At 66.8% G+C, this 14,681-nt stretch carries 13 protein-coding genes; all 13 read left to right on the top strand.

Annotation, left to right across the window (positions count from 1 at the left end):
• Positions 1–62 precede the first annotated feature (62 nt).
• The gene (locus tag QTI24_RS20245) at positions 63–1,487 is read left to right on the top strand and encodes a basic amino acid/polyamine antiporter (protein ID WP_286602913.1); all 1,425 of its coding nucleotides are present in this window, start codon (positions 63–65) and stop codon (positions 1,485–1,487) included.
• A 34-nt stretch (positions 1,488–1,521) separates the two neighbouring features.
• Positions 1,522–2,778 carry an arginine deiminase gene (locus QTI24_RS20240; protein WP_286602911.1) on the top strand — a complete coding sequence of 419 codons (1,257 nt, stop codon included), beginning with the start codon at positions 1,522–1,524 and terminating at the stop codon, positions 2,776–2,778.
• 165 nt (positions 2,779–2,943) lie between these two features.
• Entirely contained in the window at positions 2,944–3,942 is a 999-nt protein-coding gene (locus QTI24_RS20235; protein WP_286602909.1) for an efflux RND transporter periplasmic adaptor subunit, read from the top strand.
• Positions 3,939–7,019 (top strand): efflux RND transporter permease subunit, encoded by a 3,081-nt coding sequence (locus tag QTI24_RS20230; RefSeq protein ID WP_286602908.1) that lies wholly within the window; start codon positions 3,939–3,941, stop codon positions 7,017–7,019. Before QTI24_RS20235 ends, QTI24_RS20230 begins: the two co-directional genes overlap by 4 nt.
• 18 nt (positions 7,020–7,037) lie before the next feature.
• Positions 7,038–7,652, top strand: a complete 615-nt coding sequence (locus QTI24_RS20225) for a hypothetical protein (protein ID WP_286602907.1) — start codon at positions 7,038–7,040, stop codon at positions 7,650–7,652.
• Entirely contained in the window at positions 7,649–8,149 is a 501-nt protein-coding gene (locus QTI24_RS20220) for a Na+/H+ antiporter subunit E (protein WP_286602905.1), read from the top strand. The genes QTI24_RS20225 and QTI24_RS20220 overlap by 4 nt, the downstream gene beginning before the upstream one ends.
• Entirely contained in the window at positions 8,142–8,426 is a 285-nt protein-coding gene (locus QTI24_RS20215) for an MrpF/PhaF family protein (protein WP_286602903.1), read from the top strand. The genes QTI24_RS20220 and QTI24_RS20215 overlap by 8 nt, the downstream gene beginning before the upstream one ends.
• Positions 8,423–8,719 carry a cation:proton antiporter gene (locus tag QTI24_RS20210; protein WP_286602901.1) on the top strand — a complete coding sequence of 99 codons (297 nt, stop codon included), beginning with the start codon at positions 8,423–8,425 and terminating at the stop codon, positions 8,717–8,719. The genes QTI24_RS20215 and QTI24_RS20210 overlap by 4 nt, the downstream gene beginning before the upstream one ends.
• Entirely contained in the window at positions 8,716–9,657 is a 942-nt protein-coding gene (locus QTI24_RS20205) for a hydrogenase subunit MbhD domain-containing protein (protein ID WP_286602900.1), read from the top strand. Before QTI24_RS20210 ends, QTI24_RS20205 begins: the two co-directional genes overlap by 4 nt.
• Complete coding sequence (locus QTI24_RS20200; RefSeq protein WP_286602899.1) at positions 9,654–9,995, top strand: NADH-quinone oxidoreductase subunit K; 342 nt, start codon at positions 9,654–9,656, stop codon at positions 9,993–9,995. The genes QTI24_RS20205 and QTI24_RS20200 overlap by 4 nt, the downstream gene beginning before the upstream one ends.
• Positions 9,996–11,525 carry a complex I subunit 5 family protein gene (locus QTI24_RS20195; protein ID WP_286602897.1) on the top strand — a complete coding sequence of 510 codons (1,530 nt, stop codon included), beginning with the start codon at positions 9,996–9,998 and terminating at the stop codon, positions 11,523–11,525.
• A complete protein-coding gene (locus QTI24_RS20190; protein WP_286602896.1) occupies positions 11,522–13,183 on the top strand; it encodes a proton-conducting transporter transmembrane domain-containing protein in 1,662 nt (553 codons plus the stop codon). Before QTI24_RS20195 ends, QTI24_RS20190 begins: the two co-directional genes overlap by 4 nt.
• A 36-nt stretch (positions 13,184–13,219) precedes the next feature.
• Positions 13,220–14,659, top strand: a complete 1,440-nt coding sequence (locus QTI24_RS20185) for an efflux transporter outer membrane subunit (RefSeq protein WP_286602895.1) — start codon at positions 13,220–13,222, stop codon at positions 14,657–14,659.
• The last annotated feature ends 22 nt before the right edge of the window (positions 14,660–14,681 follow it).

The following is a 14,681-nucleotide window of genomic DNA, read 5'->3' as shown; positions in this document are numbered from 1 at the left end:
GCTGGCGCGACACGAGCCCTCAGGGAGCGAAGTTCCAAACATTCAACGAGTGAGGAAATGCCATGGCTTCGACTGAGCAGAAAATGTCGCGAATGCAGCTCACCGCGATGGTGGTGGGTGGCATGGTCGGTGCGGGGATCTTCTCGTTGCCGCGCACCTTCGCGAATGCCACCGGTCCGTTCGGCGCGGTCATCGCGTGGCTCATTGCCGGCACCGGCATGTACATGCTGGCGCGGGTCTTCCAGTCGCTCGCCGAGCGCAAACCCGACCTCGACGCCGGCGTCTTCGCCTATGCCAAGGCCGGCTTCGGCGACTACCCCGGCTTTCTCTCCGCTTTCGGCTACTGGATCGGCAGCTGCATCGGCAACGTGTCGTACTGGGTGTTGATCAAGTCCACGCTGGGTGCGTTCTTTCCGGTCTTCGGCGACGGGAACACGGTCGTCGCGATCGTGGTGGCATCGGTCGGCATCTGGCTTTTCCACTTCATGATCCTGCGTGGGGTCCAGCAGGCGGCGTTCATCAACACCGTCGTCACGATCGCCAAGGTCATTCCGATCCTGGTCTTCATCGTGATCCTGATCTTCGCCTTCAAGATGGACATGTTCCGCTTCAACTTCTATGGGGCGGGCCTGGAAGGGGGCATCTTCGAGCAAGTGCGCGCGACCATGCTGGTCACTGTCTTCGTCTTCCTCGGGATCGAAGGCGCGAGCGTGTATTCGCGCTACGCGAAGGAGCGCTCCGATGTGGGAGCCGCCACCATCACCGGCTTCGTCGTGGTCACCACCCTCATGGTGCTGGTCACATTGCTTCCCTATGCCGTGCTGGAGCGGCCCGACGTGGCCGTCATGCGCCAGCCGTCGATGGCGACCGTTCTCGAGGCTGTGGTCGGTCCGTGGGGCGCAGTCTTCGTGAGCTTGGGGCTGATCGTCTCAGTACTGGGCGCGTATCTGGCGTGGTCGCTGATTTGCGCCGAAGTGCTTTTCGCTGCGGCCAAGACCAAGGACATGCCGAAGGCTTTCGCCAAGGAGAACAAGAACAAGGTGCCCGTGGTGGCCCTGTGGGCGACGAACATCATCGTGCAGCTCATCGTCATCACCACCTACTGGTCGCGCGATGCGTTCTCGCTGATGCTGAACCTGACCAGTGCGATGGCGTTGATCCCTTTCCTCCTGGTGGCAGGCTACGGCCTTCAACTGACGAAGCGTCGAGAAGGTTATGACGTGCGGCCCGAGGAGCGTACGCGCGACCTCATCATTGCGATCGTCGCAACGGCCTACACGGCTTTCCTGCTCTATGCCGGCGGCATGAAGTTCATCGTCCTCTCGGCCGTCCTGTATGCGCCGGGCACGGCGCTCTACTTCTGGTGTCGCCGCGAGCAAAACCTGCCGGTGTTCACCAAGGCATCGGACTGGATCATCTTCATCCTCGCCGTCATCGGTGCCGTCGTCGGCATCTACTGGCTCGCGACGGGTTACATCACCATCTAGCCATTCCGGCTGGGTACACACACAGGAGAACGTCATGGCAACAGAGACAAAACCCACCGCATTCGGTGTTCACTCCGAAGTAGGCCAACTGCGCAAGGTGATGGTGTGCGCCCCGGGCCTGGCGCATTCACGCCTCACTCCCAGCAATTGCGACCAACTGCTCTTCGACGACGTGCTGTGGGTCGAGAACGCCAAGCGCGACCACTTCGACTTCGTCACCAAGATGCGCGACCGCGGCGTCGAGGTCCTCGAGATGCACAACCTGCTCGCCGAAACCGTCGCGGTGCCGGAAGGCAAGAAGTGGGTCCTCGACAACCAGGTCGTGCCCAACCAGGTCGGCCTCGGCTTTATCGATGAACTTCGCAGCTACCTCGAAGGACTCGACAACCGCGCGCTGGCCGAGACCTTGATCGGTGGCCTTTCGACCCACGACTTTCCGGATGCGCACGGCGGCAAGGCACTGGAAGTCGCCCGCGAAGCCGCCGGTGCCACCGAGTACCTCCTACCGCCCCTGCCCAACACCCTCTACACCCGTGACACGACCTGCTGGATCTACGGCGGCGTCACGCTCAACCCGCTGTACTGGCCCGCACGCCACGAAGAGACCATCCTCACCACCTCCATTTACAAGTTCCATCCTGATTTCGCTGGCAAGGTCAACGTGTGGTGGGGCGACCCGACCGAAGACCATGGCCTCGCGACCCTCGAAGGAGGTGACGTCATGCCCATCGGCAAGGGCAACGTCCTTATCGGCATGAGCGAGCGCACTTCGCGCCAGGCCATCAGCCAACTCGCGGCCACCCTGTTCAAGAAAGGCGCGGCCGAGCGCGTCATCGTTGCGGCCATGCCCAAGATCCGTGCGGCGATGCACCTGGACACCGTCTTCACCTTCGCCGACCGCGACTGCGTGCTGCTAGCGCCCGACTTCATGAACCAGACGCGCACCTACTCCTACCGTCCGAGCAGCCATCCGAGCGGGGTCGAACTGCACGCGGAGAACAAGCCCTTCGTCGACGTCGTGGCGCAGGCGCTGGGCTTCAAGAAGCTGCGTGTGGTGGAGGCCGGCGGCAGCGACTACCAGCGTGAGCGCACCCAGTGGGACAGTGGCGCGAACCTGGTGTGCGCTTCGCCGGGCGTGGTTTATGCGTACGACCGCAATACCTACACCAACACGCTGCTGCGCAAGCAGGGCATCGAGGTGGTGACCATCGTGGGCGCCGAACTCGGCCGCGGCCGTGGCGGCGGCCATTGCATGACCTGCCCGATCATTCGGGATGCGGTGGACTTCTGACCCCGGGGCTGCGGCCAATCAGCCGCCGCTCCATTGATAGGACAACGTGCCGTGCCTGAGAAATCCGCTGATCAACGAGTTGACTACCTGGTCAGAACGACAACGCTGATCGCTCTCACTGCGCTTGTTCTGTTGTCGGCCTGCAGGCGCGCCGAGGAGGCCCCGGTGGCTGAGATCCGCCCGGTCCGCGTCATGACGATAGAGAAGCGCGCGATCGGCGACACCGTGAACCTCACCGGCACCGTGCAGGCACAGACGGAGATCAACCAGTCGTTCCGGATCGACGGAAGGCTGGTCGAGCGCAATGTCGAGATCGGCGACAGGGTGAAGCCTGGCCAGGTGCTGGCACGGCTCGATCCGCTGAACGAGGAAAGCAGCCTGCAGTCCGCGCGAGCGCAATTGTCGGCAGCGCAGGCGCAGGGCGTGGAGGCCCGCAACAACCATGTGCGGTTGCGGGATCTCCTCAAGGAGGATGCGGTCTCGCGCGCTTCCTTCGAGCAGGCGGAGGCACTGCTGAAGGTGGCGCAGTCGCAGGTCGAGTCCGCGCAGTCGCTGGTGACGCTCGCGCAGAACCGCCTGAGCTACACGCGCCTGGTCTCCGATGTGTCCGGCATCGTGACGGCACGCGGGCCGGAGCCGGGCGAGGTGGTGCAGGCGGGGCGGATGATCGTCCAGGTTGCGCGGGAGGGTGCGCGCGATGCGGTCTTCGACGTGCCCGCGCAGGTCAAGAACAGTGCGCCTTCGGACGCGGAGATCACCGTCTCGCTCGTGAGCGATCCGAACGTCACCGCCAAGGGCCAGGTTCGCGAGGTTTCGCCTCGCGCCGATCCGGTGACGGGCACGTTCGGCGTCAGGGTCCGACTGATCAACGCGCCCGCCGCGATGCGCCTGGGCACGACAGTGAACGGGCGCATGAAGCTCGACAGCGCTCCCGCCATCGACATACCTGCCTCGGCGCTGACTCGATCGGGTCAAGGCGCCTCCGTGTGGGTGGTCGATCCGAAGGCCGGCACCGTGTCGGCCCGGGCGATCGAAGTGCGGGCCTATGACGCCGCGCGCGTTCAGGTCACGTCGGGGCTCGCGCCCGGCGATGTGGTGGTGACCGCGGGCGTCCAGGCGCTGCGGCCCGGCCAGAAGGTCCGGATGCTCGAGGCCGCGCAGTGATCGGCCCGAACCTGTCGGAGTGGGCGCTCTCCAAGCGCTCGCTGGTGATCTTCCTGATGATCATCGCGGTGGTCGCGGGCACGCTGTCCTTCATTCGGCTGGGCCGTGCGGAGGATCCGATCTTCACTTTCCGCACCATGGTGGTCGCGGCGGGCTGGCCCGGTGCTACCGTGGACGAGACCCTGAAACAAGTCACCGAGCGGCTCGAACGCACGCTGCAGGAAACCAACCATCTCGACCGGGTGCGCAGCTACACGGTCGCCGGCCAGACGACGATCTTCGTCGACCTCGAGCAGTCGACACCGGCGGCGGTGGTCCCGGACATCTGGTATCAGGTGCGCCGGAACATCGGCGACATGCGGCAGACCTTGCCGGCCGGCGTGGTCGGACCTTTCTTCAACGACGATTTCGGCAGCACCTTCGGGATCATCTACGCCTTCACGGCCGACGGCTTCACCTTCCGCGAACTGCGTGACTATGTCGAGGCCGCCCGCTCGCGCCTGCTGCAGGTGCCCGACGTCTCGAAGATCGAGGTGATGGGCTCGCAGGACGAGCAGATCTACATCGAGTTCTCGACCGAGCGCCTCGCCGGCCTGCGCCTGGACTACCCGACCATCGTCGCCGCGCTCCAGGCGCAGAACATCGTGCGTCCTGCCGGCACCATCCAGACCGAGCAGGAGCGTGTCTTCATGCGCGTCACCGGCGCCTTCGATTCGGAGCGTGACATCGAGGCGGTCAACCTCGTCTTCGGCAATCGCATCATTCGCCTGGGCGACATCGCGACGGTGCGGCGCGGCTTCGTCGATCCGCCGCAGCCGATGTTCCGCGTCAACGGCAAGCCGGCCATCGGCCTGGCGATCGCGATGCGAGATGCCGGCGACGTTCTCGCGCTCGGCCGCAACATCCGCGCCGAGATGGCCGACATCACGGCGAACCTGCCGCACGGCATCCAGCCCACGCTGGTGGCGGACCAGGCCGTCACGGTCGACGTCGCCATCAATGACTTCATGGCCTCGCTGTGGCAGGCCATCATCATCATCCTGGTGTGTAGCTTCGTGAGCCTCGGCGTGCGTCCGGGCACGGTGGTGGCGCTGTCCATTCCGCTCACGCTGGCGATCGTGTTCGCCATCATGGACGTGCTGAACATCGACCTGCATCGCGTCTCGCTGGGCGCGCTGATCATCGCGCTGACCCTGCTCGTCGACGACGCGATGACCACCGTCGACGCGATGATCAACCGGCTCGCGGCGGGCGATACCAAGGACCAGGCCGCGACCTTCGCCTACCGCACGCTCGCCGCGCCGATGCTGATCGGCACGCTGGTGTCCATCTCGAGCTTCGTGCCGATCGGCTTTGCAAGAAGCTCGGCGGGCGAATACACCTTCTCGATCTTCGCGGTCGTGGCCATTGCGCTGATCGTGTCGTGGCTCGGTGCCGTGATCTTCTCGCCGCTGGTTGGCAAGGCGATCCTGAAGGCGCCCAAGCCCGATGCTGCGCCGCCCAAGCCGAGCAAGGTGACCGAGATCTACGGCCGCTTCCTGCAAGGCGCGATTCGCGCGAAGTGGCTGACCATCGGGCTGACCATCGCCGCTTTCGTGGCGACCATCTTCCTCTTGCAGTTCGTGCCGCGGCAGTTCTTCCCGGCGTCGGACCGGCCCGAGCTGACGATCGACATGACTTTGCGGCAGAACGCCTCGATCCATGCGACGCAGGCGCAGGCGGAGCGTTTCGAGGCACTGCTGAAGGAAGACGCCGATGTGGACCATTTCAGCACCTACGTCGGGCGCGGTGCGATCCGCTTCATCCTCACGCTCAACGTGCAACTCGCCAACCCGTTCTTCGCGCAGTTCGTCGTTGTCGCCAAGGACCTCGACGCGCGTGACAGGCTCCAGCTGAAGCTCGAGAAGGCGCTGGCGGAGCAGTTCCCCGACGTGGTCGCGCGCGTGTCCCCGCTCGAGCTGGGGCCTCCGGTGGGCTGGCCGCTGCAATACCGCGTGAGCGGGCCGGACACGAACGAGGTGCGCAAGTACGCGCTCGGACTGGCCGACGTGCTGGGCTCCGATGCGCGCGTGCGCCACGTCAATTACGACTGGATGGAGCCGGCGCGGCAGGTCAGGGTGCACATCAACCAGGACGAGGCGCGGCAACTGGGCGTGAGCACGCGCACGCTGTCGGGCATCCTGAACGCAGCGGTCACCGGGTCGCCGGTGACGCAGGTGCGCGACGACATCTACCTGATCAATGTGGTGGCCCGTGCCACCGACGACCAGCGGGCGTCCTTCCAGACGCTGAGCTCGCTGCAGGTGCCCACGCCCACCGGGCGCATGGTGCCGCTGAGCCAGTTCGCGACCTTCACCGAAGAGCAGGAGCTGCCGCTCATCTGGCGGCGCAACCGCCTGCCCACGCTGACCGTGCGCGCCGACGTCGTCCACGGCGTGCTGCCGGACGAGGTGGTCGAGAAACTCGCGCCGAGGATGGTCGAGTTCAACGCCAAGCTGCCGAAGGGCTACAAGGTCGAGACCGGCGGCCTGTTCGAGGAAAGCGCCGCATCGAGCGCCTCGGTGTACGCCGTCGTGCCGCTGATGATCGTGCTGATGCTCGTGAGCATGATGGTGCTTCTGGTGAGCTTCCGGCGGCTGGCGATGGTGGTCTGCATCATGCCGCTGGGGCTGATCGGCGTGGTCCTCACGCTGCTGCTGTTCAACCGGCCGCTTGGCTTCGTCGCCATCCTCGGCATCCTGGCGCTGATCGGGATGATCGCGAAGAACGCGGTGATTCTGATCGTGCAGATCGAGACCAACCGCGCCGAAGGCCAGAGCGTTCTCGATGCGGTCGTGGCCTCGGGAACATCGCGCATGCGCCCGATGATGCTGACCTCGATATCGACCGTGCTGGGCCTGATCCCGATCGCGCCGACGGTCTTCTGGGGGTCGATGGCCTTCGCCATCATGGGCGGTCTGCTGGTGGCAACGGTGTTGACGCTGGTGTTCCTGCCGACCGTGTACGTGGCGGTGTTCGGCAAGGAAAAGCCGCCGCCGCGAGACGAGGCCTTCGATCCCGCGAGCGATCCGGCGTGATGAACGAGGAGCACCCCCTTGACCCCGACCCCCGCACCTGCAGCGACGACCAGGTTGTCCTCTGGGGAGAGCCCGGCCGCGGAGGGGCGCGCGGTGCTCGAACTGCATGTCGCGGAACTGCGGCAACTCTTCAACTCGATGGACCCGGCGCCGTTCCGGGAGCGTGACCTCGATCCCAGGGCGCAGGACTACATCGTCGACTGGGCCCGCGAGGTGCCGGCGGGACGCCCAATGGCGCTGGTGGTTCGCATCGAAAGCCGGACCGCGGCACCGGAAGCCGCCTCGATGCTGCGCGATGCCGTCGGGGAATACTTCCGCCAGCGCGCGGTGTCCACCCGGCGCCAGATGCGGCGGCTGCTGCGGCTGGGTCGCATCAGCTTGCTGATCGGCCTCGTGTTCCTGGCGATTGCCTTCTTCGTCGGCGAGTTCATCGCGGGCCTCTTCGACAAGGAGCGCTACACCCGGCTCGTGCAGGAGAGCCTGGTGATTGGCGGCTGGGTCGCCTTGTGGCGGCCGATGGAGATATTCCTGTACGACTGGTGGCCGATCCGCGAGGAGACGCGTCTCTACGAGCGGCTGAGTCGCATGGATGTGCAGCTTGTCTGCGCAGGCACCGAAGGAGGGTCGTCATGACGCTGACGCCTTCGCTGGCTGGCACGGCGCTGGCGCGCGGTGCGATGTTCCTGGCGCTTTGGCTCGTGCTGATGCCGAGTGTGAAGCCGGCCGACCTCGGGTTCGGTCTGGTGTCCACGGTCGCCGCGACCTGGACGAGCCTGCACCTCCTCCCGCGTGAGGCGGGGCACGTGCGCTTTCGCGCGCTGCTCGGATTCGTGCCGCACTTCCTCTGGCAGTCGGTGCTGGCCGGCATCGACGTGGCCCGTCGCGCGCTCGATCCGCGCATGCCGATGCAGCCGGGATTCGTCTCGTGTCCGGTGGGCTTTCCGCCGGGGCTGGCGCGCAACGAGTTCGCTTCGATCATGAGCCTGCTGCCGGGCTCCGTTCCGGTCGGTGAGACCGAAACCTCCATCGTCTATCACTGCCTCGATGTGACGCAGCCGCTCGCGCAGCACATGGCCGAAGAGGAGCAATTGCTGACCAAGGCCCTGGTGGCGGGGGAAGGCCATGACTAGCTTCCTGATCGGCGCCACCGCCTTCGTGCTCGCGATGGTCGCGCTGGGCCTGGTCTGCATCCTGCGCGGACCGGGCAACGTCGATCGCATGATGGCCGTGCAGCTCTTCGGCACTGGCGGCATCGCGGCCCTGCTGCTGGCGGGCGCGGCCATCGACATGGATGCCGTCATCGACGTGGTGCTGACGCTGTCGATCCTCGCGGCCTTTGCCGCCATCGCCTTCGTGAAGGCCGGGGCGACCACAGTGCGGGATGAAGCGGGGAGCGACGGATCATGACGAACCTCGTCGCCGACATCTTCACCATCGCCGCCATTTGCGCGGGCGGATTCTTCTTTCTCGCTGGCAGCGTGGGCCTGCTGCGCTTTCCCGACACCTTCACCCGGCTGCATGCGCTGACCAAAGCCGACAACCTGGGGCTCGGGCTCGTGGTGGTGGGGTTGCTCCCGCAGGTAGACAGCCTCTCGACCGCGTTCAAGCTCGTGCTCATCTGGTTTCTCGTCCTCCTGGGGTCGGCGACGGTGTCCCAGCTCATTGCGCGCGCCGTGCGCCGCGAGGGGCAGAAGCCATGAGCCTGACCCTGAACATCGCCCTTGCACTCCTGTTCCTCGGGCTGGCGGCGTGGACTGTCTTCGCGCGCGACACCTTCGCGGCGGTCGCCGGATTCATTCCTTATGGACTGCTGCTTACTCTGGTGTGGCTCCAACTGTCGGCGATCGACGTGGCGATGACGGAGGCCGCGATCGGCGCCGGCTTGACCGGTGCGCTGCTGGTCGGTGCCGCCTCGCGCTTGCGCCGGACGGAGGCCGCGGCCCGCGTCGATCAACCCGGCCTGCCCACGCGCGTGCTGGCCGCGGTGGCCGCGGTCGGCGTGGCCGCTGTGATAGCTGTCTGCGTGCTCGCACTGCCCGAACCGCCGCCGACCCTCGCCCCCCAGGTGGCCGCCAACATCGCCTCGACGGGCGTCGGCAACCCGATCACGGCAGTGCTGCTCTCGTTCCGTGCAATGGACACGCTGCTCGAAGCCATCGTGCTGCTGTTCGCGCTGGTGGGTGTGTGGTCGCTGGCGCCGGACCGCGCGTGGGGCGGTCGTCCCGGCCCCGCGCAGCCGGCGGACCCGAACGGCATCCTCGCGTACTTCGCGCGCGTGCTGCCGCCGATCGGCATCGTCGTCGCCATCTACATCCTGTGGGTGGGTGCCGATGATCCGGGCGGCAAGTTCCAGGGCGCGACCATCCTCGCGGCGATGTGGCTGCTGGTCATGATGGCGGGGCTGGCGGACGCACCTCCCGTGAGCCGCACCTGGCTGCGCACCGTGCTGGTGGCCGGGCCGGCGGTGTTCATCGCCATCGGTTTCACGGGCGTCGCCCTCGCGGGCGCTTTCCTCGCTTATCCCGAAGGCCACGCCAAGCCGCTGATCGTCATCGTCGAAGTGGCGCTGATGCCCTCTCTGGCGATGACGCTGGCCCTGCTGCTGGCCGGCGCGCCACAAAGGACGTCACCGTCATGAGCGCCACCACCTTGTTCGGACTGTGTGGCGCGGTGCTCGTCGGCTTGGGCTTGTACGGCCTCATCGTCAACCCTCAGCCGCTGCGCAAGATCCTCGCCTTCAACCTGATCGGCAACGGCATCTTCGTGGTGTGCGCGGTGATCGCGCGCCGGGGCGCGGCCGCCGGGATGAACGGCGATCCGGTTCCGCAGGCGCTGTTGATCACTGCCATCGTCGTGGCCTTCGGGGCGTCCGCGCTCGCCGTGGCGCTGCTGCTGCGGCTGTTCGAGGAAGCCGGATCGGTCACGCTGTCCGGCGATCTGCCGCCCCAGGCGAAAGCTGCCGATGGAGAGATCTAGGTGCCGCTCTCCGCGTCGATGGACCTGACAACACCCGACGGCTTCCTGCTCGTGCTGGCGGTGCTGGTGCCGTTCGTCGGCGTGCTCGTCGGGCTGCTGCTGGGTGGGCGCAATGCGCAGCGGGTCGCCATGGTCACGCTGCTGCTCGGGCTCGGCATTGCTTTCGCCATCGCCCGCGCGCTGGTGCAGACCGGCGATGCGATCGTCTACCTGCTCGGCGGCTGGACGCCGCCGCTGGGTGTGGCGCTGCGCGCGGACGGCCTGTCGGTCATCATGCTGGTGGCCGTCGCGGTCGTCATTGGCGTGATCGGCATCTACGCCTGCGGCGATTTCGGCACGCCGAAGGGCACGCGCGAGGCGCGGGCGCCATTCATGTTCTGGCTGCTGCTGCCCGCTGTGTGGGGGTCGCTCAACCTCGTGTTCGTGAGCGGAGACGTGTTCACCCTGTATGTCGCGCTCGAACTGCTGACGTTCGCGGGCGTCCCGCTCGTCAGCCTCGACGGCCGCGGCGAGACGCTGCAGGCAGCGCTGCGCTATCTGGTGTACGCGCTGCTGGGGTCCATGTTGTATCTGCTGGGCGCCTTCCTGCTGTACGGCGCCTACGGCACGCTGGACATCGCGTTGCTGGCGGCCAACGTGCGGGCCGAGCCTGTGACCTGGGCCGCAGCCGCGCTGATGACGGCAGGCCTTCTCGCGAAAACGGCGCTCTTCCCGCTGCACCTGTGGCTGCCGCCCGCGCATGCCGGCGCACCGGCAGCGGCGAGCGCGGTGCTCTCCGCGCTGGTGATCAAGGGCGCGTGGTTCCTGGTGGTGCGTCTGTGGCTCGACGTCTTCGCCAATGTCGTGACCTGGCCCTCCGCCCAATTGCTGGCGGCGCTGGGTGCGGCGGCGATCCTGGTCGGCAATGTCGTGGCGTTGCGGCAGGCGCGACTGAAGCTGCTGATCGCCTATTCGACGGTTGCGCAGATCGGCTATCTCTTCCTGATGTTTCCGCTGGTCTTCGGCATGGATGCCGCGCAGCTCGACAGCGCATCGACCGTCAGCGGCGGCATGTTGCAGGCCATCTCGCACGCCACCGCGAAGGCCGCCATGTTCATGGCCGCCGGACTCATCTACTCGACGCTCGGGCATGACCGTGTCGCGGACCTGCGCGGCGTCGGGCGCGCGCTGCCGATGACGATGGTCGCCTTTGCACTCGGAGGCGCATCGCTGATCGGGCTGCCCCCCTCGGGCGGCTTTCTCGCGAAGTGGCTGCTGCTGTCGGCCGCGATCGCGACCGCGCAATGGTGGTGGGTGCTGGTGATGCTCGTGGGTGGGTTGTTGACGAGCGCCTACGTGTTCCTGGTCGTCGTGCGCGCGATGACGCCGGCAGAGGCCGGATGGGTGCCGAAGGTGCGCATTCCACGCTACCAGCAGTTGGCCGTGCTGGCGTTGGCACTGTGTTCCTTCCTTCTGGGCGCGGCCGCTCTGTGCCCGGTCGACATGACCCAGATAGGCCGTTCGTACATACCGCTGGCGGGGGCACGATGATCATCGGGTCCGCCAGCTTGCTTGTCATCTTCCTGGGCGCCGCGGGATTGCTGGCTGCCGCCATCGCCGTTCCGTTGGTGCTGCTGCTGGCTTGCGCGGTTCCGGCTTTGCGTCGCCGGATGCCCGCGCTCTTCGTCCTTGCGCCGCTCCCCGCGCTGGTTGCGGCCTTCTTCGCGGGCGGCGATTCCGCGCTGATCATCGGCAACGCGGGCTACGCGCTGACGCTCACGCTCGATGCGCCGGGCGCGATGCTGCTCGCCGTCGCGGCGCTGCTGTGGAGCCTGGCGGGTCTCTACGCCGTGCGCCATCTGCGTGATCGGCCGCATGCCGGTGGCTTCATCGTCTGCTGGCTGATGACGCTGACTGGCTGCGTCGGCGTGTTCCTCGCGGCCGACCTCATCGGCTTCTACTTCCTGCTGGCGGTGCTGAGCGTGGGCGCGAGCGGACTCGTGCTGCAGGGCGAGGGGCCGGACGCCTTGCGCGCAAGCGCCCTCTACCTGGGGCTCGCCTTGCTGGCCGAAGCCTTCCTGCTCGTGGGTCTCATTCTTCTGGCGCAAGCCACGCCGGAGGGGAGCCTCTTGATTCGCGATGCCGCAGCCGCATTGCCAACGTCGCCCACGCGCGACATCACGCTCGTGCTGCTGCTCATCGGGCTCGGCATGAAGGCGGGGCTGGTGCCGCTGCATTTCTGGATGCCGATCGCTTACGGCGCCGCGCCGATACCCGCCGCGGCAGTGATGAGCGGCGCGGTGGTCAAGGCCAGCGTGATCGCGTTGATTCGCTTCCTGCCGCTCGATGTCGCGCTGCCGGATTTCGGGCTCCCGCTCGCGGCGATCGGCATGGTGGGGGCGCTCTATGGCGTCCTGATCGGCATCACGCAGACGCGGCCCCAGGTCGTTCTGGCGTACTCCAGCGTGAGCCAGATGGGGTTCGTCGTCGCGGTGATCGGCATGGGCCTCGCCGCGGGCGATGGCTCCACGGCGATGGCCGCGGCCTTCTATGCCGCGCATCATCTGCTGGTGAAGGGTGCGTTGTTCCTGGCCGTCGGCGTGATCGTGCTCACGGGCCGCCGGCACCTGTGGCCGATGCTCGTTCCCGCCGCGGTGATCGGCTTGGGGCTGGCAGGCCTGCCGCTGACCGGCGGCGCTTTGACCAAGTACGCGGCGAAGGACATCCTCGGCGACGGCCTCGCCGGCAGCATGGCCGACGTGTCATCGGTCGCCTCCACCCTGCTGATGGTCCATTTCATACGTCGCCTGGTCGCGGAAGCGGCACCGGACCCTGATGCGCGAGCGCCTGCCGTGCTCATCGTGTCGTGGCTCGCGATGGCGGTGGCGTCGGTGGCGGTGCCGTGGGCGTTTTATCTGGCGATCCCCGCCGACATGCGACCCGATGCGCTGGCACCGGCCGCGCTCTGGTCGGCACTCTGGCCGATGTTGATCGGCGCCGCGCTCGCGCTTGTGCTGGACCGTGCGGGCCGGCATCTGCCGCGCATCCCCGCCGGTGACCTCGGCATCGCATTGGGCCATCTGAAATGGGCATGCAGCGCGACCGCCGCGCGCTTCGAACGCACCGACAACTTCCTGCGGCGCTGGGCGGTCGCCAGCATCGCGTTGCTGGCAGTGTCATTGCTGTTCGGCTGGACGCTGCTGGCCTGACATGCCCACCATCCGATCTTCACCGAGGAAAACGCCATGAGGATGTACACGGTCGCAGCGCTGGTCGCCGCCGCTTTCTCCTTCACCGGCTGCACGGTCGGCCCGAACTACGTTCGACCCACCGTGGAGGCGCCGACGGCCTGGCGCATCGACTACCCGAAGGCGGCCGAGGTCGCGAACACGAAGTGGTGGGAACAGTTCGGCGATCCGGTGCTGAACGAACTGATCGAGACGGCGTTGCGCGAAAACCTCGATGTGCGTGTCGCGGCGGCGCGGGTCGACCAGTTCATCGGCACGCTCGGCGTTGCCAGTTCGCAGGCCTATCCGCAGATCGGCTACAGCGGCGCTGCGAGCCGCACCCGGGCGAGCCGGGAAGGGTTCCCGCCGATCCCCGAGCCCGCCAATCCCTATTTCTCGCTCTACCAGGCGGCGCTCGGCGCCACCTGGCAGATCGATCTTTTCGGCCGCGTGCGGCGCCTGAGCGAAGCCGCGCAGGCCCAGGTCTATGCGAGCGAGCAGGCGCAACGCGGTGTCGTGCTCACGCTGGTGGCGGGTGTCGCGACGAGCTACCTGGCCATGCGCGGCCTGGACCGGCAGCGCGAGATCGCCGTGGCGACCGCGGCGAACTTCGGCGAGACGGTGCGCATCTTCGACCTGCGTTTCAAGTCTGGCGTGGTGTCGAAGACGGAAGTGAGCCAAGTCCGCTCGCAGTACCAGCAGGCGCTCACGGCCATCCCGGCCATCGAGCAGCAGATCGCCGCGGTGGAGAACCGGATATCGATCCTGCTCGGACGCAATCCGGGGCCGATCCCGCGTGGCAAGACCATCGAGCAACTCGCCGCGCCGCTCATCCCTGCCGACCTGCCTTCGACGCTGCTGGGGCGGCGGCCGGACATCCTGCAGGCCGAGCAGAACCTCGTGGCCGCCAATGCCAGCATCGGTGCGGCGCGTGCGCTCTACTACCCGAGCATCTCGCTGACGGGAGCCTATGGATCGACGAGCACTTCCGCGAGCAACTTCCTGTCGGGGCCGGCGACGGCATGGCAGGCAGCCGCGAGCCTGGCCGGGCCGATCTTCACTTTCGGGGCGATCGAAGGACAGGTGAAGTCTGCCGAGGCGCAGAAGGAGCAGGCGGAACTCGTATACCGGCAGACCATCCTGAATGCGTTTCGCGACACGAACGATGCCCTCACCGGATCGCAGAAGACGATCGAGGGCGTGGCCTTGCAGCGTGAACGCGTGAGGGCGCTCCGGGAGTTCGCCCGTCTGTCGCGGCTGAAATTCGAGAGCGGCCTGATCGGCTACCTCGAAGTGCTCGTCGCGGAGACTGAACTCTTCGCCGCCGAACTCGCATCGGTGGCGTTGACGACCGACCGCTACACGCAGGTCGTCAACGTTTACCAGGCCATGGGCGGCGGCTGGGTGGATATCGCAGATTCCATCACCCCGCGGCCCGTGGCCTTCATTGCGGAATGACCCTCGCCTCAACTTTCCGGAA

The sequence above is a fragment of the Variovorax sp. J22P240 genome (genome assembly GCF_030316855.1).
In the GTDB taxonomy this organism is placed as follows: Bacteria; Pseudomonadota; Gammaproteobacteria; order Burkholderiales; family Burkholderiaceae_C; genus Variovorax.
Note: the sequence above shows the minus strand (reverse complement) of the source record. Positions and strands in the feature narration are given on the sequence as shown.

What these genes read in the sequence shown, in the direction of transcription:
- QTI24_RS20245 (WP_286602913.1), top strand. Translation starts at nt 63, where the DNA reads ATGGCTTCGACTGAGCAGAAAATGTCGCGAATGCAGCTCACCGCGATG.
- QTI24_RS20240 (WP_286602911.1), top strand. Translation starts at nt 1,522, where the DNA reads ATGGCAACAGAGACAAAACCCACCGCATTCGGTGTTCACTCCGAAGTA.
- QTI24_RS20220 (WP_286602905.1), top strand. Translation starts at nt 7,649, where the DNA reads ATGACGCTGACGCCTTCGCTGGCTGGCACGGCGCTGGCGCGCGGTGCG.
- QTI24_RS20215 (WP_286602903.1), top strand. Translation starts at nt 8,142, where the DNA reads ATGACTAGCTTCCTGATCGGCGCCACCGCCTTCGTGCTCGCGATGGTC.
- QTI24_RS20210 (WP_286602901.1), top strand. Translation starts at nt 8,423, where the DNA reads ATGACGAACCTCGTCGCCGACATCTTCACCATCGCCGCCATTTGCGCG.
- QTI24_RS20205 (WP_286602900.1), top strand. Translation starts at nt 8,716, where the DNA reads ATGAGCCTGACCCTGAACATCGCCCTTGCACTCCTGTTCCTCGGGCTG.
- QTI24_RS20200 (WP_286602899.1), top strand. Translation starts at nt 9,654, where the DNA reads ATGAGCGCCACCACCTTGTTCGGACTGTGTGGCGCGGTGCTCGTCGGC.
- QTI24_RS20190 (WP_286602896.1), top strand. Translation starts at nt 11,522, where the DNA reads ATGATCATCGGGTCCGCCAGCTTGCTTGTCATCTTCCTGGGCGCCGCG.
- QTI24_RS20185 (WP_286602895.1), top strand. Translation starts at nt 13,220, where the DNA reads ATGAGGATGTACACGGTCGCAGCGCTGGTCGCCGCCGCTTTCTCCTTC.